Genomic DNA, 21677 nt, shown 5'->3' with positions numbered 1-21677 from the left:
TACGGGAATGTGACGGTCCGTCGATTGTCCGGCGTGAAGTGGGTCGCGCGTCGGCGGCGCGCAGCAGCCGAAGTGCTCCGATTCGCGCGGTGCGGGCCAGGAGGCTCCTTGCGTCGGTGTCGCGGATACCGGATCGTCGGTGCTGCACGGGAGTTCCCTTCCTGGCCAACCGGCCTGTCGGGCCGTCAAGATCCCTGTGGTACGCGTGAGTTGGGCGACTGCTTCGTCGACTACCAGTGAAGCGCGCGGTGCCCTTGCGTAGTTCACTCGTGGGGGTGGCGAAAGGTGGCGATTCTCGGGTGACGCTCCCCCGGATGGCGGTTGTCGCGTTACGTTCAGCACACGGAGCGCAGCGGACCGTCCACATCGGGCGGGTATGAGGCGGTCAAGAGCGGGCGAGACGAGCGGGGCCTCTGTGCGGGGGCCGGGCGGGATGGGGACGTTCCCATGGCAGAGAAGCAACCGAACGAGAAGCTGACCTCGTGGTTCGGCCGAAGCGGCTGGTCCAAGGGTGAGTTGGCGCGTCAGGTGAACCGCCGGGCCCGGCAGATCGGGGCGCACCACGTCAGCACCGACACCTCCCGGGTGCGCCGCTGGCTGGACGGTGAGCAGCCCAGGGAGCCGATTCCGAAGATCATGTCCCAGCTGTTCTCCGAGCGGTTCGGCTCGGTGGTCTCGATCGAGGACCTCGGGCTGCGCACCGCCGTCCCGGTGAGCACCGTGGAGAGCGGCGTCGACCTGCCGTGGAGCGCGCCGCAGACGGTGCAGCTGATCAGCGAGTACTCGCGCAGCGACCTGATGCTCAACCGCCGGGGTTTCCTCGGCACTTCGCTGGCGCTGACGGCGGGCACCGCGCTGATCGAGCCGATGCAGCGCTGGCTGGCCCCGAACCAGGCCGGCACCCCGACCCCGATCCTGGCGGCGGCCGGCGGCGGCGAGCAGTTCAGCGGTCGGCTCTCCGAGCCCGAGCTCCAACTGCTGGAGCAGACCACGGTGATGTTCCGCCAGTGGGACGCGCAGAACGGCGGCGGCCTGCGCCGCAAGGCCGTGGTCGGCCAGCTGCACGAGGTCACCGACCTGCTGCAGGAGAGCTACCCCGAGCAGACCACCAAGCGGCTGTTCCGGCTCACCGCCGAACTCGCCCACCTGGCGGGCTGGATGTCGTACGACGTCGGCATGCACCCGAGCGCGCAGAAGTACTACGTGCTGGCGCTGCACGCGGCCAAGGAGGCGGGGGACCGGCCGTTCGGCGCGCAGATCCTGACCGACATGAGCCGCCAGATGATCCACCTGAACCGGGGCGAGGACGCCCTGGAGCTGATCCACCTGGCCCAGTACGGCAGCCGGGACAGCGCCAGCCCGCGCCAGCAGTCGCTGCTGTTCGCGATGGAGGCCCGGGCCTACTCCACCATCGGCGAGGTCAACCGCTGCGCCCGGGCGGCCCGGCTGGCCGAGGACACCTTCAGTGACTGCGGCCGGGGCGACAACGACCCGGATTGGCTGAAGTTCTTCTCGCTGGCCGAGCTGAACGCGGAGAACGCCCACTCCTACCGGGACTTGGCCTACCACACCACCCGCAGCCCGCTGTACGCCTCGATGTCCGCGCCGGTGATGGAGCGGGCGGTGGACCTGTTCCGGGAGGACCCGGACCACGTCCGCAGCTACGCCTTCAACCTGATCGGCATGTCCAGCGTGCACCTGCTGCAGAACGAGCCGGAGCAGGCCGTGGTGATGGCCAAGAGGGCCGTGGACATCGCCACCCGGGTCCGCTCCGAGCGGCTGAACACCCGGATCAGGAAGACCTCCGCCGCCGCCACCCGGAACTTCAAGGACGTCGCCGAGGTGGGCCAGCTGGCCGACCTGGTGGTGCAGGACATCCCGGAGTTCGTCCCGACCGGCTGAGCGCCGGGCCGGCCCCGGCACCGTCCGGTTCCGGCCAACTCCGCCCCCGTACCCCGGCCGTGGGGCCACCACAGGTTCGCACGCGATTGGGCTCCCCCGGCCCCGCAGCCCCGGTGGCCCCACGGCCGGTGACCGTCCGGGCCCCGGCATCCGACGGGGCCGTACGGTAACCCAGTTCTGTCATGGCACGGCCGGAGTTCATCTCCTCGTAACGCCGCCGTCCGCCCCGTCACGGCTGCGAAACACCTGGCCGCATCGGCCGAAATCAGCCTTCGACACTCTCCTCTTCATCGCCGACACCCCGGGTGGCACGGGACAGGGATCCTGCGGGTGGAGCGGCATTCATTCACGAGGAGACGCCGATGCCGGACGGCTTCAGCGCGGGCGATACCGCCTTTGTATTCATCTGTGCGGCCCTGGTCATGGTGATGACGCCTGGCCTGGCCTTCTTCTACGGCGGAATGGTCAGGGTCAAGAGCACGCTCAACATGCTGGCCATGAGCTTCATCTCGCTCGCGATCGTCAGCGTGCTCTGGGTGCTCTACGGCTACTCGCTCGCCTTCGGCCCCGACGCGGGTGCCGGTCTGATCGGCAACCTCGACTACCTGGGCATGCACGGCATCGGCCTGAACGACATCACCGGCACCATCCCGGTCACCGCGTTCTCCGCCTTCCAGCTGATGTTCGCCATCATCACCCCGGCGCTGATCAGCGGTGCGGTCGCGGACCGGGCCAAGTTCGCCGCCTGGGGCCTGTTCATCGCGCTCTGGGTGACGGTGGTCTACTTCCCGGTCGCGCACTGGGTGTTCTTCTTCGACGGCGGCAACGGCGGCTGGCTCGGGGACCGGAACGGCGTGATCGACTTCGCCGGCGGTACCGCGGTGCACATCAACGCCGGTGCGGCGGGCCTGGCGCTCTGCCTGGTGCTCGGCAAGCGGATCGGCTTCAAGAAGGACCCGATGCGTCCGCACAGCCTCCCGCTGGTGATGCTCGGCTCCGGTCTGCTCTGGTTCGGCTGGTTCGGCTTCAACGCCGGCTCGGCGCTGGCCGCCAACGGGGTCGCGGGGATGGCCTTCGTCAACACCCAGGTGGCCACCGCCGCCGCCGTGCTCGGCTGGCTCGCCTACGAGAAGATCAGGCACGGCGCGTTCACCACGCTGGGCGCCGCCTCCGGCGCGGTGGCCGGTCTGGTCGCGATCACCCCGGCCTGCGGTTCGGTCAGCCCGCTCGGCGCCATTGCGATCGGCCTGATCGCCGGTGCGGCCTGCGCCGCGGCGATCAGCCTGAAGTACCGCTGGGGCTTCGACGACTCGCTCGACGTGGTCGGCGTGCACCTGGTCGGCGGGGTGATCGGCTCGCTGCTGATCGGCCTGTTCGCCACCGGCAAGGTCGGCCAGACCGCGCAGGGCCTGTTCTACGGCGGCGGGGTCGGGCAGCTCGGCAAGCAGGCGCTGGGTGTCGCCGTGGTCGGCGTCTACTCCTTCGTCCTGTCCTGGCTGCTGGGCCAGGCGATCGACAAGACGATCGGCTTCCGGGTCTCCGAGGACGTCGAGGTGGCCGGCATCGACCAGGCCGAACACGCCGAGTCCGCCTACGACTTCAGCGCCGTCGGGGCCAGCCTGGGCCGTGCCTCGGTCGCCGCTCCCGCCGCCGTCGGCTCCGCCGTCACCGCTGAGAAGAAGGCCGAGGTCGACGCCTGATGAAGCTCATCACCGCAGTCATCAAGCCGCACCGTCTGGACGAGGTCAAGAACGCGCTGCAGGCGCACGGGGTGCACGGACTGACCGTCACCGAGGCCAGCGGCTACGGCCGGCAGCGCGGCCACACCGAGGTCTACCGGGGCGCGGAGTACACCGTCGACCTGGTGCCCAAGGTCCGGATCGAGGTCCTGGTCGAGGACGAGGCGGCCGACGAGGTCATCGAGGTCCTGGTGAAGGCCGCCCGCACCGGCAAGATCGGTGACGGCAAGGTCTGGAGCGTCCCGGTCGACACCGCCGTCCGGGTGCGGACCGGCGAGCGCGGCCCGGACGCGATCTAGCATTCGAATCGAGGTCCTTGGCGGGCCGGTCTCCCCTCGGGGCGGCCGGTCCGCCGGACGCGTATGTCCCGCAGCACCGACGGACGGGGAACTCGCCGTGACCAGCACCGACCAGCCCTCCGACTACGCCGCCGCCCGGACCCGGCTGCTGGCCGAACCGGGCCTGGGCGGGGTGACCCGCCGCACCGCACTCGCCCGGCTGGCCGACGGCTGGCTCGCGGGCCTGTACGCGGCGGCCGGCGCCCCGGCCGGCACCGCCCTGGTGGCGGTCGGCGGCTACGGCCGCGGCGAGCTCTCCCCGCGCAGCGACCTGGACGTGCTGCTGCTGCACACCGGCCCGATCGACCCGACGCTGCCGGAGCGGATCTGGTACCCCGTCTGGGACGGCGGCGCCGCGCTGGACCACGCCGTCCGCACCCCGGCCGAGGCCCGCGCGGTGGCGGCCGAGGACCTCAAGGCCCAGCTGGGCCTGCTGGACGCCCGGCACCTGGCCGGGGACCCGGAGCTCACCGCCGGGCTGCGCTCCGACGTGCTGGCGGACTGGCGGGCCACCGCACCGAAGAGGCTCCCCGAACTGCGCCAGTCCTGCCTCGAACGGGCGGAGCGGCACGGCGAGTTGTCGTTCCTGCTGGAGCCGGACCTGAAGGAGGCCAGGGGCGGCCTGCGGGACGTGGTGGCGCTGAACGCGATCGCCGCGAGCTGGCTGGCCGACGCCCCCCGGGACGGTCTGGACGCGGCCGCCGCCCGGCTGGCCGACGTCCGGGACGCGCTGCACCTGACCACCGGGCGGGCCACCGAACGGCTCGCCCTGCAGGAGCAGGACCAGGTGGCCGCCCGGCTCGGCGTGCTGGACGCCGACATCCTGCTCCGGCAGGTCTACGAGGCGGCCCGCACCATCAGCTACGCCGGGGACGTCACCTGGCGCTCCGTCGAGCGGATACTGGCCGCCCGCACCGGCCGGGGCCGCCGGGTCTCCCGGCTGGCCTTCCCGTTCACCGGCGCCGGCCGGGGCAGCGGTGCGGTGGCGCGCGGCGCGGTGGAGCGGCGCCCGCTGGCCGAGGGCGTGGTCGAGCAGGACGGCGAGGCGGTGCTGGCCCAGGGCGCCAGGCCCGGGCAGGACCCGGTGCTGGCGCTGCGCGCGGCCGCCGCCGCCGCGCAGGCCGGTCTGACGGTCGGTTACGCCACCGTGCGCCGGCTGGCCACCGAGACCAGGCCGCTGCCGGTGCCCTGGCCGGACGAGGCGCGCGAGCAGCTGATCACCCTGCTGGGCGCGGGCGAGGCGGCCATCCCGGTCTGGGAGGCGTACGAGGCGGAGGGGCTGATCACCCGTCTGCTGCCGGACTGGGAGCGGGTCCGCTGCCGTCCGCAGCGCAACGCGGTGCACCGCTGGACGGTGGACCGGCACCTGATCGAGACGGCGGTGAAGGCGGCCGCGATGACCCGCCGGGTGGCCAGGCCCGACCTGCTGCTGGTGGCCGCGCTGCTGCACGACATCGGCAAGGGCTGGCCGGGCGACCACTCCGAGGCGGGCGAGGTGATCGTCCGCGACGTGGCGGCCCGGATGGGTTTCGACAAGGCCGACACCGACACCCTGGCGCTGCTGGTCCGGCACCACCTGACCCTGGTGGACACCGCGACCCGGCGGGACCCGGACGACCCGGCCACCGTCGACCTGATCACCAAGGTGGTCGGCACCCTGCCGCACCTGGAGCTGCTGCACGCGCTGACCGAGGCGGACGCCACGGCCACCGGCCCGGCCGCCTGGAGCGGCTGGCGGGCCTCGCTGGTGCGCGGGCTGGCCGAGCGGGCGGCCGAGCAGCTGGCGGGCGGCAGCTGGTACCCGGCGGACGCCGAGCCGACCGCGGAGGAGGAGCGGCTCGCGGTGGAGGCCGGCCGCACCGGCGGACCGGCGCTGACCCTGCTCGCGCAGACCCAGCAGGACTCGTTCGCCACCGAGCCGATGGGCGTGGAACTGACCCTGGCGCTGCCCGACCAGCCCGGCCTGCTCGGCACGGTGGCCGGGGTGCTGGCACTGCACCGCCTGACGGTCCGTTCGGCCGGGCTGCGCGAGCTCGACCCGGTCGGGGCGGGGCCGGTGCAGCTGCTGTCCTGGACGGTGGCGGCGGAGTACGGCGAACTCCCCGAGGGGGCCAGGCTGCGGGCCGACCTGCGCCGGGCGCTGGACGGCTCGCTGGACGTGGCCCGCAAGCTGGCCGAGCGGGACGCCGCCGCACCCCGCCGCCGGGGGATCGCCACCCCGCCGCCGGTGGTCTCGGTCGCGCCGGGCGGCGCGTCCAGCACCGCCACCGTGCTGGAGGTCCGGGCGCACGACGCCCCCGGCCTGCTGCACCGGATCGGCCGGGCGCTGGACGCGGCGGGCGTCCGGGTCCGTACCGCGCACGTCTCCACGCTGGGCGCGGACGCGGTGGACGCCTTCTACGTGACCGATCCGGCGGGCCGTCCGCTGACCGCCGCGCGGGCCCGCGAGGTGGCTGCGGCGGTGCAGGCGGCGCTGGGCTGACCGGGGATTCGACCGCGGTGGGGAACGTTCCCGGAGCGGCCCGATACCCTGGGGGCGACGACCGTACCCGTACCGATGCCGCAAGGGACCCGCGACCGACGTGTTCGACACTCTTTCCGATCGCCTCGCAGCGACGTTCAAGAACCTCCGGGGCAAGGGCCGCCTCAGTGAGGCGGACATCGACGCCACCGCCCGTGAGATCCGGATCGCGCTGCTGGAGGCGGATGTCGCCCTCCCGGTGGTCCGGGCCTTCATCAAGCAGGTCAAGGACCGTGCGCTCGGCGTCGAGGTCACCGGCGCGCTGAACCCGGCCCAGCAGGTCGTCAAGATCGTCAACGAGGAGCTCATCAACATCCTCGGTGGCGAGACCCGACGCCTCCGCTACGCCAAGACCGGCCCGACCGTCATCATGCTGGCCGGTCTGCAGGGTGCGGGCAAGACCACCCTGGCGGGCAAGCTCGGCCACTGGCTGAAGAGCCAGAAGCACACCCCGCTGCTGGTCGCCTGCGACCTCCAGCGCCCGAACGCGGTGACCCAGCTCGGCGTGGTGGCCGAGCGCGCGGGCGTCGCGTTCTACGGTCCGCAGCCGGGCAACGGCGTCGGCGACCCGGTGCAGGTCGCCCGTGACTCGATCGAGTACGCCAAGCAGAAGCAGTACGACGTGGTGATCGTCGACACCGCCGGCCGCCTGGGCATCGACGCGGAGCTGATGCAGCAGGCCGCGGACATCCGCGCCGCGGTCGACCCGGACGAGGTCCTGTTCGTGGTCGACGCGATGGTCGGCCAGGACGCGGTGGTCACCGCGCAGGCGTTCCTCGAGGGCGTCGACTTCACCGGTGTGGTGCTGTCCAAGCTGGACGGTGACGCCCGAGGTGGTGCCGCGCTGTCGGTCGCGCACGTGACCGGCCGTCAGATCATGTTCGCCTCCAACGGTGAGAAGGTCGACGACTTCGACGCCTTCCACCCGGACCGGATGGCCTCCCGGATCCTCGGCATGGGCGACATGCTGTCGCTGATCGAGAAGGCCGAGCAGACCTTCTCGCAGGCCGAGGCCGAGAAGATGGCCTCCAAGCTTCAGGGCGGCGGCAAGGACTTCACGCTGGACGACTTCCTGTCCCAGCTGGAGCAGGTCCAGAAGATGGGCTCGATCTCCAAGCTGCTCGGCATGCTGCCCGGGATGGGGCAGATCCGGGAGCAGATCAACAACATCGACGACAAGGACGTCAACCGGGTCGGCGCGATCATCAAGTCGATGACGCCCGCCGAGCGGACCGAGCCGAAGATCATCAACGGCTCGCGCCGGCTGCGGATCGCCAAGGGTTCGGGTGTCCAGGTCGGCGAGGTCAGCAACCTGGTCGAGCGGTTCTTCGAGGCCCGCAAGATGATGTCCGCGATGGCCTCCGGCAAGGGCATCCCCGGGATGCCGGGCATCCCCGGTATGGGGGGCGGCGGCAAGAAGGCGCTGAAGAAGGCCCAGCCCGCCAAGGGTCGGAAGAAGTCCGGCAACCCGCTGAAGCGGGCCCAGGAGGAGGCGGCCGCCGCCGAGCGCAAGGCGCTCGGCCCCGGTGCCCCGGCCGCGCCCGCCGAGGGCGGCGCGTTCGGTCTCGGCGCGGGCAAGGGCCCGGCCGACTTCCAGCTGCCCAAGGAGTTCAAGGACCTGCTCTGAGCGGTCCACGGCCGACGGCCCGTCACCCCGTTCGGGGTGGCGGGCCGTCGTGCCGTTCGGGGTGGCGGGCCGTCGTGCCGTTCGGGGTGGCGGGTCCTCGCGCTGTTCCCGGCATGTTCGATGATGGAGGGGTGCGAGTGACGATTCGACCCCCGATGACAGCCGACGCCGGTCCGTACGCCGAGGCGGTGCGCCGCTCCGCCGACCACGTCGGGCGGTGGAACCCCGTCGAACCGGACGGCCTGCCCGAACTGCTGGAGCGTCAGGGCCCCGGGCTGCGCACCTTCCTGATCACCGACCTGGCCTCCGGCGACCTGGTCGGCAAGTGCAACGTGGCCAACATCGTGATGGGCCGGTTCTGCAACGCCGCCCTCGGCTACGACTCCTACCTGCCGTACGCGGGCACCGGGCGGATGACCGAGGGCATGCGACTGGTGGTGGACCGCTGCTTCGGGCCGCAGACCGCCGGCGGGCTCGGGCTGCACCGGCTGGAGATCAACGTCCAGCCCTCCAACGAGCGCTCGATCGCGCTGGCCCGCCGGCTCGGCTTCCGGCACGAGGGCTTCACCCCCCGGATGCTGTTCCTGGACGGCGCCTGGCGTGACCACGAGCGGTTCGCCCTGACGGCGGAGGAGTGGCCGGGGGTCACGACGGGCCGTTGAGCAGTGCGGCCGGCGGCGGTCCGCCGGCGCCGGCCGGGCGGCGTTGCGGGTTGGCCGACCTGGGCATACGTCCGTATCGTCCGATGGGTGAGTAATCCCGTACCGCCTCGTCAGACCCCCGACCAGCCCTGGCGGTCCGAGGGGGCGCCACCGCCGCCGCCGCCGCCGCGCCGGAAGATGCCCGGCGGCTGGATCGGGCTGGTGCTGACCGCACTGGCCGTGTTCCTGGTTGCCGAGGCGCTGCTGAACTACTTCGGCGGCGGGGCCAGTACGACGGTCTCCTACACCGAGTTCAACAGCCAGCTCGGCAAGGGCAACGTCACCAAGATCTACTCCAAGGGCGACGCGATCGAGGGCACCCTGAAGGCCGCCGCCCCCAAACCGGACGGCGCCCGCGGGAACTACACCGAGTTCACCACCCAGCGCCCGGCCTTCGCCGACGACCAGCTCTGGACCACCCTCCAGCAGCAGAACGTCACCGTCACCGCCGAGCCGGTGGTCCAGCAGCGCAGCTTCCTGGCCAACCTGCTGCTCTCGCTCGCCCCGATGCTGCTGCTGGTGCTGATCTGGGTGCTGGTGGCCCGGAAGATGGCCGGCGGGATGGGCGGGGCGGGCTTCGGCCGGAAGGCCCCGCCGAAACCGGTCACCCCCGAGGACGGCAAGCGCACCACCTTCGCCGACGTGGCCGGCATCGACGAGGTGGAGGCGGAACTCACCGAGGTGGTCGACTTCCTGAAGAACCCGGGGGAGTACCGGAAGCTCGGCGCCAAGATGCCGCGCGGCGTGCTGCTGTCCGGACCGCCGGGCACCGGCAAGACGCTGCTGGCCCGCGCCGTGGCGGGCGAGGCGAACGTGCCGTTCTTCTCCGCCTCCGCCTCCGAGTTCATCGAGATGATCGTCGGCGTCGGCGCCAGCCGGGTCCGCGAACTCTTCGCCGAGGCGCGGAAGGTGGCGCCCGCGATCATCTTCATCGACGAGATCGACACCATCGGCCGCCAGCGCGGGGGCGGCGGCGGGATGGGCGGGCACGACGAGCGGGAGCAGACGCTCAATCAGATCCTCACCGAGATGGACGGCTTCTCCGGCTCCGAGGGCGTGATCGTGATCGCGGCCACCAACCGGGCCGAGGTGCTCGACCAGGCGCTGCTGCGCCCGGGCCGCTTCGACCGCCGGATCACCGTCAGCCCGCCGGACCGGGAGGGCCGGGCCGCCATCCTGGCGATCCACAGCCGGTCCGTCCCGCTCACCCCGGCGGTGGACCTGCGCCAGGTCGCCAGGGTCACCCCCGGGATGACCGGCGCCGACCTGGCCAACCTGGTCAACGAGGCCGCCCTGCTGGCGGTCAAGCGCAAGCAGGACGCGGTCGAGCCGGCCGACCTCTCGGACGCCCTGGAGAAGGTCCAACTGGGGGCCGTCCGCCCGCTGGTGATGCCGCAGGAGGAGCGCGAGCGGACCGCGTACCACGAGAGCGGGCACGCGCTGCTGGGCATGCTGCAGCCGGGCGCCGACCCGGTCCGCAAGATCACCATCGTGCCGCGCGGCCGGGCCCTCGGCGTCACGCTCTCCACCCCCGACACCGACCGGTACTCCTACACCGAGCCCTACCTGCGCGGCCGGATCATCGGCGCGCTGGGCGGGATGGCCGCCGAGCAGGTGGTCTACGGCGTGATCACCACCGGCGCGGAGAGCGACCTGGAGCAGGTCACCAACATCGCCCGCGGCATGGCCGGCCGCTGGGGCATGAGCGAACGGGTCGGCCGGCTCACCGCCGTACCCAACGACACCCAGGGCGCGTACGGACTGTCGGCCGCCCCGACCACGCTGGACGCGGTGGACGAGGAGGCCCGGCGGATCGTCGCCGAGTGCTACGACGACGCCGTCCGGCTGCTGACGGAGCACCGGCCGCAGCTGGACGAGCTGGCCGCCGCGCTGCTGGAGGCGGAGACGCTGGACGAGGAGGCGGCCTACCGTGCGGCGGGGGTCGACCGGAAGGCGCTCGACCTGGCCTGACCGGACCTGGCCTGGGGTGGCCTGGTCCGGGTCCGCCTGGTCCGGGTTGGCCGGACCCGATCTGAGGGACCGTGGGGCGCGCCGACTGCCGGGCGCGCCCCTACGGTGTCGGGTGCGCTCAGTTCACCCGTTCACCGACCACGTAGCGGAACACGTTGACCATCCGGACGGAGGCGTCCGGACGGACGAACGGGTGCAGCGCCTCCTCCAGCTCCTTCGCCACCAGGGCCGGACCGGCCGCCGCCAGGGCCAGGTCGAACAGCCCGGTGGAGAGCATCCCGCGGACCGCGCTGTCCAGATCGGCGTAGGCGAACGGGCAGCTCACCCGCCCGCCACCGGCCGGCCGCAGACCGGCGGAGCAGAGCAGCTCCTCCAGCCGCCCGGGCGCGCCGAGCGCGAACGGGTCACGACCCGGCGTGCGCCCCGCCTGCCGCTGGGCGACCTCCAGCACGGCGGCGCTCTCGCACCGCTCGGGCGGCCCCCAGGAGGCCAGCACCAGGTGACCGCCCGTCAGTGTCCGCCGGGCGGCGGCGGCCACCAGCCGGGTGGGGGAGGGGGTGGTCTGCAACTGCTCGAAAATTGTGACCAGGGAGTGGGCCGAGTGGGCGACGGACTCCGCCGTCAGGGGAGCCTCCTGCACCTGGAGCCGGCGGCCCTGCGCCAGCTCCCGCAGCTCGGTGTCGGACTCCAGGCCGGACACCTGGGCACCGCGTTCGGCGGCCAGCAGCAGTGCCAGCCCCGACCGGCAGCCGAGGCCCAGTACGGAGGTCGCCGGGCCGACCTCCAGCCGCTCGTGGACGGCCTGGTAGAGCGGGACGAGCATCCGCTCCTGGATCTCCGCCCAGTCCCTGGCCCGACTGTGCGGGCCGGTGCACCCGGGTGTGCGGGATCGCTCCGAGATCGTGCCGGTCACCTGCGCCGAAGCCATCACGGCCTCCATCCGGTCCTTGGGTGCTCGTTGCCAATGTGCCCCCCGGAGTCCCGCCCCGAGACCAGCGAACAGCCCCCGGGCTCCGGCGTCCAGAGGTGTACCGGGTGCTGTCCGCGCGCCGGGCGGGTGCGCCCCCGGCGCTCCCCCACCGAATCCGATTCACAGTCAGGGCCCTCGGCCCCGTACGATCTGCCCCATGGCTAAGGCACCCGTTCTCACTCCTCAGGCGGACGACTTCCCGCGCTGGTACCAGGACCTCATCAACAAGGCCGAGCTGGCCGACAACGGTCCGGTGCGCGGCACCATGGTCATCCGACCGTACGGCTACGGCCTGTGGGAGCGGATGCAGCAGGAGATGGACGCGCGCATCAAGAAGGCGGGCGCGCAGAACGCCTACTTCCCGATGTTCATCCCGCAGTCCTACCTGACCAAGGAGGCGGAGCACGTCGAGGGCTTCGCCCCCGAACTCGCCGTGGTCACCCACGGCGGCGGCAAGGAGCTCGACGAGCCGGTCGTGGTCCGGCCGACCTCCGAGACGATCATCAACGAGTACTTCTCCAAGTGGGTGCAGAGCCACCGCGACCTGCCGCTGCTGATCAACCAGTGGGCCAACGTGGTCCGCTGGGAGCTGCGTCCCCGGATCTTCCTCCGCACCACCGAGTTCCTCTGGCAGGAGGGCCACACGGCCCACGCCACCTACGAGGACGCCCGGGCGTACGCCTCGATGATCCACACCGCCGTGTACGGCGACTTCATGACCAACGTGCTCGGCATCGACGTGGTGCTCGGCCGGAAGACCGCGAAGGAGCGCTTCGCGGGCGCCATCAACACCCTCACCCTTGAGGGCATGATGGGTGACGGCAAGGCGCTGCAGATGGGCACCAGCCACGAGCTGGGCCAGAACTTCGCCAAGGCGTTCAACACCACGTACCAGCTGCAGGGCGCCGAGCGCGAGTACGTCTGGCAGACCTCCTGGGGCGTCTCCACCCGGATGGTCGGCGGCCTGATCATGTCGCACGGCGACGACAACGGTCTGCGGGTGCCGCCGCGACTGGCCGCCGTGCAGGCCGTGGTGCTCGCCATCAAGGGTGACGACGCGGTGCTGGCCAAGGTCCGCGAGATCGGTGCCCAGCTGGAGGCGGCCGGCATCCGGGTCGTGGTCGACGACAAGACCGACACCCCGTTCGGCCGCCGCGCGGTGGACTGGGAGCTCAAGGGCGTCCCGCTGCGGATCGAGGTCGGTCCGCGCGACCTGGAGAACGGCACCGCGATGCTGGCCCGCCGGATCCCCGGTGGCAAGGAGCCGGTCTCGATCGACGGCCTGGCCGCGCTGCTGCCCGGCATCCTCGAGGAGGACCAGGACCTGCTGCTCCGTCAGTCCCGCGAGCGCCGGATCTCCCGCACCGTCGAGGTCGCGAACCTGGAGGAGGCCGTCGAGGCCGCCGCCACCGGCTGGGGCCGGATCTCCTGGGCCGAGCTCGGCCCGGCCGGCGAGGCCAAGCTGGCCGAGCAGGGCGTGTCGGTCCGCTGCATCGTCGCCGCCGACGGCTCGGTGCCGCTGACGGACGATCAGGAAGGCAACGTCGCGATCGTGGCGCGCGCCTACTGATCGGACGTATGAATCGGGCCCTTTGCTTACCGATTGCGATCGGTCCGGTCTTTGTGCGTCATCGGGTACGACTAATGCGGTGTGATTGTTGTACCGCTGACTGACTGTCTGGTGAGACTACTGACCGGTCAACTCCCGGTCGTGCTGAACTAGCGGTACGGTGTACGGCCCGTGGCCCTGTCAATTTCGACACCGCCACGGGCCGTTCGCCATAGGGGGGCAACCGTCCCCCGAGGCGATAGCCGAGAGCCTGGCGAGGTTCGCCGGGCCCAAAGTTGCAGGGGGTTGGTCTTGCGTCAGATACGGGCAGCGCAATTCACGCGCGACAGCGCATTCCTGGGAGTTCGCTGGGAATTTCCCGAGAGCGGGAACTCGCGGAACATCGGCGCTCACTGCATCGTTGGTCTAGCGTGAGCACGACACAGCCTCTCGTCCTCGCGGCCGAACTGGCCGCCGCCTGGAGTGACATCCAGGCCCACCACCAGGACCTCCCCGACCTCGCCTCGCCAGAGGCCCTGATCGGTGAGTCCTCCTCCGCCTGCGGCAGCCAGCTCGGCTTCGAGCGACTGCTGCACGAAGCCGCCCACGGCCTGGCGGCGGCCCGCGACATCCGTGACACCTCACGGGCGGGGCGCTACCACAACCGGCGCTTCCTGCTGCTCGCCTCCGAGCTCGGGCTTGCCCACCCGGTCGAACCGCACGCCAGTAGCGGCTTCTCCCAGGTGACCATGCTGACGGAGACTCAGGAGCGGTACTCGGGAACGATCGAGCGGCTCGACCGCGCGCTCGGCGCACACCAGCTCGCCGTCAACGGCGAGGGTGGGCACCGCGCGTTCCGCGGCCCGGCGGCCCGGCACGGTTCCTCCGGTGGCGGGGTCCGGGTCAAGGCGATCTGCGGCTGCGGCCGCAACGTCCGGGTGGTGCCGTCGGTGCTGGCCCAGGCGTCGATCGTCTGCGGTGCCTGCCAGCAGCCGTTCCGGATCGCGTGATCCCAGGTCCGTCCCGCGTTCCGTTCGGTGTTCGTGTCAGTGTCCCGTCCTGTTCCTGCCGTCCGTTGCCAGCGGGCTGTGTCGCACGTTCTGCAACACCTGTAGTGCTGAGACTCGGCTCAACCGGGGGCGGGGGCCCTCGGTCGGGCCGACCGGCGCGGTGTGGCAGAATGGACAGCTGAGTACTCGGCAGCCGAGCAGGACCCCTCTCTCCTACGGCTGGCGTGTCCCTTGAACGGCCGCCCTCGCAACCCCACGCGGTGGCAGCGGCTGTTCACCCACGTCAACACCAGGAGAACCCACTCCCGTGGCAGTCAAGATCAAGCTCAAGCGTCTCGGCAAGATTCGCGCCCCGCACTACCGCATCGTCGTCGCGGACTCGCGCACCAAGCGTGACGGTCGCGCCATCGAGGAGATCGGCATCTACCAGCCGACCTACAACCCCTCGAAGATCGAGGTCGACACCGACCGCGCGCAGTACTGGCTGTCCGTCGGCGCCCAGCCGACCGAGCCCGTCCTCGCCATCCTGAAGCTCACCGGCGACTGGCAGAAGTTCAAGGGCCTGCCCGCCCCGGCCCCGCTGCTGGTGGCCGAGCCCAAGGTCGAGGACTTCTCGCACCTCTTCGCGAAGGCCGTCGCCGGCTTCGAGGACAGCACCACCGGTGTTGCCATCACCCCGAAGGCCAAGAAGGCGGACAAGGCCGAGGCTGAGGCCGACGCCGCTTCCACCGAGGCCTGAGCGTGATCGAGGACGCCCTCGACCACTTGGTCAAGGGCATCGTCGAGCACCCCGACGAGGTGCAGGTGCGTTCGCGCAACCTGCGTCGGGGCAACACCATCGAGGTGCGCGTGCACCCCGATGACCTCGGCAAGGTGATCGGCCGGGGCGGCCGCACGGCCCGCGCGCTGCGCACCGTGGTCGGCGCCCTCGGCGGTCGCAACGTCCGGGTCGACCTGGTCGACGTGGACAGCATTCGCTGACGTTCGACCGTCAGGTTTGTGGGACCGGCCGGGACGCATGGCGTCCTGGCCGGTCCTTCTGCATTCCCGGGCCGGACCGGGGGACGCGGGTTCTGCGGGACTGCGGGACTGCGGGACTGCGGGATCTGATGTTCTGTGGGATCTGCGGTTCTGTGGGTTTCCTTGGGCTCGCCGGGGCGTTGCCTGCGGTTCGTCGTCCCGTCCGGCTCAGCTTTCCCACCAGCCACTGCTTTTCGGCTCACCGTCATTCGGCACTCCGTCCTCAGGCCCACCGGACCCAGCGGACCGCCGGTACAGATTCAGGAGAACGATCACCGTGCAGCTCGTCGTCGGCAAGATCGGCCGTGCCCACGGCATCAGGGGGGACGTCAGCGTCGAGGTCCGTACCGACGAGCCCGAGCTGCGGCTCGGGCCCGGCGCGGTCCTGTCCACCGACCCGGCCACGGTCGGCCCGCTGACCATCGAGTCGGGCAAGGTGCACAGCGGCCGACTGCTGCTGCGCTTCGCGGGGGTGAACGACCGCAACGCCGCCGAGGCGCTGCGCGGCACCATGCTGATCGCGGAGATCGACCCGGAGGACCGGCCGGAGGACCCTGAGGAGTTCTACGACCACCAGCTGATCGGGCTGGACGTGGTGCTGCTCGACGGGACGCTGGTCGGCGAGCTGAGCGAGGTCGTCCACCTGCCGTACCAGGACCTGCTGACCGTCACCCGGCCGGACGGGACCGAGGTGCTCGTGCCGTTCGTCACCCGGATCGTGCCGACCATCGACCTGGAGAACCAGCGGGCCGTCATCGACCCGCCCCCCGGGCTGATCGACCCGGCGGAGGCGGTGGTGGTTCGTTCGGACGGCGCCTCCGGGGCGGAGGAGGTGTCCGAGGAGGACGGTTCTGAGGAAGACCGTTCCGTAGGCGGCGGTTCCGAGGGTGCGGGCGACAGTGGTGCGCGGGGTGAGTGAGATGCGGATCGACGTCGTCACGATCTTTCCGGAGTACCTGGAGCCGCTGAACGTCTCGCTGGTCGGCAAGGCCCGGGCCCGCGGTCAGCTCGACGTGCACCTCCACGACCTGCGCTCGTGGACCACGGACATTCACCGCACGGTCGACGACACCCCGTACGGCGGGGGGCCCGGCATGGTGATGAAGCCGGAGCCGTGGGGCGCGGCGCTGGACGCGGTGCTCGCCGAGGGGCCGGAGGGCGAGGTCCCGACCCTGGTGGTGCCGACGCCGAGCGGACGGCCGTTCACGCAGGAGCTGGCCCAGGAGCTCGCCGGGCGGCCGTGGCTGGCGTTCGCGCCGGCCCGGTACGAGGGGATCGACCGTCGGGTGATCGAGGAGGCCGCCACCCGGATGCCGGTGGTCGAGGCCTCGATCGGTGACTACGTGCTGGCGGGTGGCGAGGTCGCGGTGCTGGTGATGGTCGAGGCGATCGCCCGCCTGCTGCCCGGGGTGCTCGGCAATGCCGAGTCGCACCGGGACGACTCCTTCGCTCCTGGCGCCATGGCGGACCTGCTGGAGGGGCCCGTCTACACCAAGCCGGCCGAGTGGCGCGGGCGCGAGGTGCCGGACGTGCTGCTGAGCGGCCACCACGGCAAGATCGCCCGTTGGCGGCGGGAGCAGGCGTTCGCTCGGACCCTGGCTAACCGGCCGGATCTGGTCGAGCGCTGGGAGCTCGGCGCCTTCGACAAGAAGGAGCGCGAGGCGCTCAGCATCCTGGGGCTCGCCTGGGACCAGGAGCTCGGCCGATTTCGGTCTCTGGCGGAAGCTGTGGAAGAATAGGCGACTGTTGTCTGCCGTCGGGCTTCCCTCGTGGAGGTCGGTGGAGCGTTGCCCCCGCCACGGGGGGACCATCGCGAACCGAAGCGGCCCGCAACACACCCCATTGTGACGAACTTCCGTGGGCGGCCCGTGGCGCCTGCGATGGAGAGCAACATGAGCAACAAGCTCGCTGCTGTCGACGTGGCTTCGCTGCGCGACGACATCCCGGCCTTCCGCGCCGGCGACACCCTGAAGGTTCACGTCCGGGTCATCGAGGGCACCCGCTCTCGTGTCCAGGTCTTCCAGGGCGTCGTCATCCGTCGCCACGGCGCCGGCATCGGTGAGACCTTCACCGTTCGCAAGGTGTCGTTCAACGTCGGTGTGGAGCGCACCTTCCCGGTGCACACCCCGGTCGTCGAGAAGATCGAGGTCGTGACCCGCGGTGCGGTTCGCCGCGCCAAGCTGTACTACCTGCGTGACCTCCGCGGCAAGGCCGCGAAGATCAAGGAGAAGCGCGACCGCTGATCCGCTGACCCCGGCTCCGGCCAGGGGATCAGTACGCTCGGGTTGGGTGGAGTCCCTTCGGGATAGGCTCTGCCCCGATGAGCACGCAAGAACCAGTCGCGGACCGCGACGGCAGTGCCGCACCTCCGGGTGCGGACTCGCCGTCGCGGTCCGCGGTCGTTTCCGGTCCGGGTGTCGGTGGGGTGCACCTCGGCGCGGACGTAGCCCCGGGAGCTGGCGTCGGGGCCGCGGGTGCAGGTGTGGGTGCGGGGGTGGGCAGCGGCGTGGCTCCAGGCGGTGATGGTGCGGCATCTGCTGAGCTCGGCAGCCCAGGGCTGGTCGCCGAGGGGGCCGGCGAAGCCGCGGAGACCGACGAGAGCGACTCCGATCTTCCGAGACGGTGGTCGGCACGTGACCTCCTACGGATCGTCGCGGTCTGCGTCCTGACGCTGATGTTGGTCAACGCGTTCGTCGCCCGGCCGTTCGCGGTGCCGTCCGCCTCGATGGAGAACACGCTGCGGCCGGAAGACCGGCTGGTGGTGAACGAGCTGGCCTACTCGTTCGGCGGTCACGTCCGCCGGGGCGACGTCGTGGTCTTCGACGGAACGGGCTCCTTCCTGCCTTACGCGGAGGAGACGCCGGCTGTGCGACGCTTCCTGTCAGCCGTGGGGCTGGGCTCCGGGAACGGTTCCGTATACGTAAAGCGTGTGGTCGGCGTCGGGGGTGACCGGGTGACGTGCTGTGAGGCGGACGGGCGGCTCAGGGTCAACGGGGTGCCGTTGGACGAGTCGGCCTACCTCTATCCCGGTGATGCTCCCTCGTCGGTGCGGTTCGACGTGGTGGTCCCGGCTGGGAAGCTCTGGGTGATGGGGGATCACCGGAGCGACTCCCGGGACTCGCGCGATCACCTGGGGGAGCCGGGTGGCGGTTTCGTCCCCGAGAAGCGGGTGATCGGTCGAGCCGACTGGATCGTCTTCCCGATCGGTCGCTGGACGTCGTTGGACCGGCCCGCGAGCTTCGCTCCGGTGGAGGGGACGGGTGGCCATGGGGGCCAGAAGTAGGGTCAGGACCGCCACCGCCCAGGTGTCGGTCGATGACCGGTCCGCCCCCCAGGCAGCACCGGTCGCAGCGGCGGGGCCAGGCGCGACGGCTCCCTCCACGCGCGGCAGGGCGGAGCGCCGCAGGTCCGCTCGTCGGGCCGCTCGGAGCAGGCGCCGGTCGCTGCTGCGCGAGATACCGCTGATCGCCGTGGCCGCGCTGCTGATCGCCCTGGGACTCAAGACCTTCGCGGTCCAGGTCTTCGTGATTCCCTCGGGTTCGATGGAGCAGACCATCCTGATCGGCGACCGGGTGCTGGTCGACAAGATGACACCGTGGTTCGGCAACCTGCCGAGCCGGGGCGAGATCGTGGTCTTCAAGGACCCGGGCGGCTGGCTCGAGCCCGTTCCCCAGCCGGAGCAGGAGAACTTCGCGCTGCGCGGGGCCAAGCAGGCACTCTCCTACGTCGGGTTGTTGCCGTCGGACAACGAGCAGGACCTGATCAAGCGTGTGATCGGCGTGCCCGGTGACACCGTCGAGTGCTGTGACGCCAGTGGCCGACTGATCGTCAACGGCACACCGGTGGACGAGCCTTACCTCGCAGCGGGGAACGTACCGTCGAAGCAGCCGTTCAAAATCACTGTCCCGGCAGGGCGGTTGTGGGTGATGGGGGATCATCGGGATCTCTCCGCAGACTCCCGTTACCACCTGAACGAGGCCGGCCAGGGCACGATCCCGATCGACAACGTGATCGGCCGGGCCTTCGTGATCGCCTGGCCGGTTCAGCGGATGGGCCAACTCGGTGTCCCGGCCTCCCTGTCGGGGCTTCCCGTGCGGACCGAGGCGTTCGGGCGTAGCGTTCCCGGAGCGCGTCGGTACCCGAGCGAGCCTGATCGGGCTAAATTGCCTCGAACTCAACCGGATCTTGCGGAACCTCCGCTCGTTATGGGTGTGTTGGGCGTCACCCCGATCCTCGTGCGGCCCAGGCGCGCGCGGGTGCGTCGCGCGCCGCCCGTCGGCTGATTCGTCCGTCTTGCCGTGTGGGAGCACGGACGTCCTGGCCTGGAGTGGTAGAGAAGTGCTGGAGTGCTCGGTGTACGGTCCGATCGCCTCCGGCGGCTGTGCTGGTGCGCCGATGTCGGATCGCCCTGTGACGGGCGGAGCTGACGCGGCCTGACGGCCGGTCACACAACGTGGTGCCCGCTGTGCGGCACTGTGAGCGCGGACGCGCGGGCGTCCGCACAGCAGGGAGGAGATGTTGTGGGGGATCTGGTGATCGGTGCCCGTTCCGGGGGCCCTGAGCCCGAGGGCGAAGGCGCTGAGCAGTTGGACGGCTCCGACCGGTCCGCGGAGACCGCGTCGGCTGCTCCGGCCGACGACGAGGCAGGGAGCTCCAAGAAGAAGCAGCCGAAGCAGCGTTCCTTCTGGAAGGAACTTCCGATCCTGGTCGGAATCGCGTTGATTCTGGCTCTGGTGATCAAGACCTTCTTCGTCCAGGCGTTCTCCATCCCCTCCGGGTCGATGCAGAACACCCTGCAGATCGGCGACCGGGTGCTGGTCGACAAGCTGACACCGTGGTTCGGCGCCGAGCCGGAGCGCGGCGAGGTCGTGGTCTTCCACGACCCGGGCGGCTGGCTGAGCGACGAGCCGGCCCAGCAGAGCGACAACGCCTTCGTCCGTGGTGTGCAGGACGTACTCAGCTTTGTCGGGCTGATGCCTTCGGCGAACGAGAAGGACCTGATCAAGCGGGTCATCGCGGTCGGCGGGGACACGGTCGAATGCCAGGGCACCGGGCCGGTCAAGGTGAACGGGATCGCGCTCGACGAGCCCTACATCTTCCCCGGCAACACCCCGTGCGGTGACAAGCCGTTCGGGCCGGTCCAGGTGCCGGACAACCGGATCTGGGTCATGGGCGACCACCGGGCCGACTCGCTCGACTCGCGGTTCCACCAGGACCAGCCCGGTGGCGGCACCGTCCCCGTGGACAACGTGGTGGGACGGGCCTTCGTGGTGGCCTGGCCGATCGGCAACTGGGCGACGCTGCCGGTGCCTGACACCTTCGACCAGAAGGGGCTCGCGGCCGCTGCACTGCCCTACGCGCCGCCCGCGGCCGGTGCGGCGATCGCACTGCCTGCGGTCTGGTGGCTGCGGCGATACCGCCGCTGACCTCTCGGGCTGCTCCCCTCGAGGTGGAGCAGGGTCTTGCGCGGGCCGTGGTACTGGCGAGTAATCTGCTCGCAGGTGCCACGGCCCGCCGGCTTTCCCGGACCCGCCGTGGCCCACCCGTGTGGGTTGCGGGTCGACCTGGAGGTGGCGGCGATGAGCGACGTGAAGACCCCGACGGCTGCCCCGCCGCGCCCGGTGAAGGCTCGGCGAAGTGCCGGGTCGCTGGCCCAGGGGCTGGTGATCGGGCTCGGCTTCGTCCTCCTGGTCGGTGCCTTCGGCGTGCTTGCGATGCAGTACCGCCCCTACCGGATCCCGACCCAGTCGATGACTCCGACCCTCACCATGGGCGACACGGTGCTGGCCCGGTCGGTTGGTGGAGAGTCGGTGGGCCGAGGGGACATCGTGGTCTTCCAGGACCAGCTCTGGGGCAATGTTCCGATGGTCAAGAGAGTGGTCGCGGTCGGCAGCGACACCGTGGTGTGCTGCGACGCGCAGCACCGGCTGACGGTGAACGACCACCCGATCGACGAGCCGTACCTGGCAAAGCAGCAGCTCGACGACAAGCTGTTCAGCACTGTCGTGCCGCCGGGGCGGCTCTTCCTGATGGGGGACAACCGGGATTCCTCGCTCGACTCCCGGAGCCACCTCGACCTGGCGGGCGGCACGGTGGCGACCGACGAGGTGCTCGGCCGGGTCGAGGGGACGGCTTGGCCTGCCGACCGGGCCGGGGTGAGCAAGCGTACGGTGGCCTTCGACGGGCTGGCCGGCCCGGTGGCCGCCAAGCCCGGGCCGCTGGGGCCCGCCACGCTCGCGATGGTGGCGGGTGCGGCGATGATCGTGTTGGCCTCGCTGGTGGGTGGACTTGCCTCGCTGGTGCGACGGTTTCGCCGGGCCTGACCCGCA

General features: G+C 71.2%; 19 protein-coding genes. 18 read left to right on the top strand and 1 reads right to left on the bottom strand.

The genetic code is table 11. From position 1 onward, the window contains the following. Nucleotides 1–447: 447 nt before the first annotated feature. From ACIRPK_RS25365 to ftsH, 7 genes are all read left to right on the top strand, one after another. A complete protein-coding gene (locus ACIRPK_RS25365) occupies nt 448–1902 on the top strand; it encodes a hypothetical protein (protein WP_403042003.1) in 1455 nt (484 codons plus the stop codon). Nucleotides 1903–2264: 362 nt separating this feature from the next. Next, entirely contained in the window at nt 2265–3602 is a 1338-nt protein-coding gene (locus ACIRPK_RS25360; protein WP_403042001.1) for an ammonium transporter, read from the top strand. After that, complete coding sequence (locus ACIRPK_RS25355; protein ID WP_403041999.1) at nt 3602–3940, top strand: P-II family nitrogen regulator; 339 nt, start codon at nt 3602–3604, stop codon at nt 3938–3940. Before ACIRPK_RS25360 ends, ACIRPK_RS25355 begins: the two co-directional genes overlap by 1 nt. A 97-nt stretch (nt 3941–4037) precedes the next feature. After that, nucleotides 4038–6461, top strand: a complete 2424-nt coding sequence (locus tag ACIRPK_RS25350; RefSeq protein ID WP_403041997.1) for a [protein-PII] uridylyltransferase — start codon at nt 4038–4040, stop codon at nt 6459–6461. A 100-nt stretch (nt 6462–6561) separates the two neighbouring features. After that, nucleotides 6562–8127: a signal recognition particle protein gene (gene ffh / locus ACIRPK_RS25345; RefSeq protein WP_403041995.1), complete on the top strand. Its 1566-nt coding sequence runs from the start codon at nt 6562–6564 to the stop codon at nt 8125–8127. 113 nt (nt 8128–8240) lie between these two features. After that, nucleotides 8241–8789 carry a GNAT family N-acetyltransferase gene (locus ACIRPK_RS25340; RefSeq protein ID WP_403041993.1) on the top strand — a complete coding sequence of 183 codons (549 nt, stop codon included), beginning with the start codon at nt 8241–8243 and terminating at the stop codon, nt 8787–8789. An 87-nt stretch (nt 8790–8876) separates the two neighbouring features. Then, a complete protein-coding gene (gene ftsH, locus ACIRPK_RS25335) occupies nt 8877–10799 on the top strand; it encodes an ATP-dependent zinc metalloprotease FtsH (RefSeq protein WP_403041990.1) in 1923 nt (640 codons plus the stop codon). Between the two features lie 118 nt (nt 10800–10917). Here ftsH and ACIRPK_RS25330 read toward each other — a convergent pair whose 3' ends face one another. Continuing rightward, complete coding sequence (locus ACIRPK_RS25330; RefSeq protein WP_403041987.1) at nt 10918–11727, bottom strand: class I SAM-dependent methyltransferase; 810 nt, start codon at nt 11725–11727, stop codon at nt 10918–10920. Between the two features lie 199 nt (nt 11728–11926). Between ACIRPK_RS25330 and proS the strand changes: the two genes are divergently transcribed. The 11 genes from proS to lepB (ACIRPK_RS25275) all read left to right on the top strand — a co-directional run bounded on the left by proS (nt 11927) and on the right by lepB (ACIRPK_RS25275) (nt 21671). Next, complete coding sequence (gene proS, locus ACIRPK_RS25325; RefSeq protein ID WP_403041985.1) at nt 11927–13339, top strand: proline--tRNA ligase; 1413 nt, start codon at nt 11927–11929, stop codon at nt 13337–13339. 410 nt (nt 13340–13749) lie between these two features. Beyond that, a complete protein-coding gene (locus ACIRPK_RS25320) occupies nt 13750–14328 on the top strand; it encodes a hypothetical protein (RefSeq protein ID WP_403041982.1) in 579 nt (192 codons plus the stop codon). Between the two features lie 307 nt (nt 14329–14635). Beyond that, the gene (gene rpsP / locus ACIRPK_RS25315) at nt 14636–15067 is read left to right on the top strand and encodes a 30S ribosomal protein S16 (protein WP_057232313.1); all 432 of its coding nucleotides are present in this window, start codon (nt 14636–14638) and stop codon (nt 15065–15067) included. 2 nt (nt 15068–15069) lie between these two features. Continuing rightward, nucleotides 15070–15309 carry an RNA-binding protein gene (locus ACIRPK_RS25310; protein ID WP_030306741.1) on the top strand — a complete coding sequence of 80 codons (240 nt, stop codon included), beginning with the start codon at nt 15070–15072 and terminating at the stop codon, nt 15307–15309. A 316-nt stretch (nt 15310–15625) separates the two neighbouring features. Beyond that, the gene (rimM, locus tag ACIRPK_RS25305) at nt 15626–16267 is read left to right on the top strand and encodes a ribosome maturation factor RimM (protein WP_403041979.1); all 642 of its coding nucleotides are present in this window, start codon (nt 15626–15628) and stop codon (nt 16265–16267) included. A 1-nt stretch (nt 16268) separates the two neighbouring features. Further along, the gene (gene trmD, locus ACIRPK_RS25300) at nt 16269–17087 is read left to right on the top strand and encodes a tRNA (guanosine(37)-N1)-methyltransferase TrmD (RefSeq protein ID WP_403041976.1); all 819 of its coding nucleotides are present in this window, start codon (nt 16269–16271) and stop codon (nt 17085–17087) included. A 153-nt stretch (nt 17088–17240) separates the two neighbouring features. After that, the gene (gene rplS / locus ACIRPK_RS25295) at nt 17241–17591 is read left to right on the top strand and encodes a 50S ribosomal protein L19 (protein ID WP_403041973.1); all 351 of its coding nucleotides are present in this window, start codon (nt 17241–17243) and stop codon (nt 17589–17591) included. A 251-nt stretch (nt 17592–17842) separates the two neighbouring features. Continuing rightward, complete coding sequence (lepB, locus tag ACIRPK_RS25290) at nt 17843–18631, top strand: signal peptidase I (protein ID WP_403041971.1); 789 nt, start codon at nt 17843–17845, stop codon at nt 18629–18631. A 187-nt stretch (nt 18632–18818) separates the two neighbouring features. Beyond that, the gene (gene lepB, locus ACIRPK_RS25285) at nt 18819–19631 is read left to right on the top strand and encodes a signal peptidase I (RefSeq protein ID WP_403041968.1); all 813 of its coding nucleotides are present in this window, start codon (nt 18819–18821) and stop codon (nt 19629–19631) included. A gap of 237 nt (nt 19632–19868) precedes the next feature. Next, the gene (gene lepB / locus ACIRPK_RS25280) at nt 19869–20774 is read left to right on the top strand and encodes a signal peptidase I (protein ID WP_403041966.1); all 906 of its coding nucleotides are present in this window, start codon (nt 19869–19871) and stop codon (nt 20772–20774) included. A gap of 153 nt (nt 20775–20927) precedes the next feature. Then, a complete protein-coding gene (gene lepB, locus ACIRPK_RS25275) occupies nt 20928–21671 on the top strand; it encodes a signal peptidase I (RefSeq protein WP_403041964.1) in 744 nt (247 codons plus the stop codon). Nucleotides 21672–21677: the final 6 nt, after the last annotated feature.

Source organism: Kitasatospora sp. NPDC101801, assembly GCF_044766665.1.
Taxonomy (GTDB): Bacteria; Actinomycetota; Actinomycetes; order Streptomycetales; family Streptomycetaceae; genus Kitasatospora.
The sequence above is the reverse complement of the archived record's forward strand: the minus strand, read 5'-3'. Positions and strand labels throughout refer to the sequence as shown.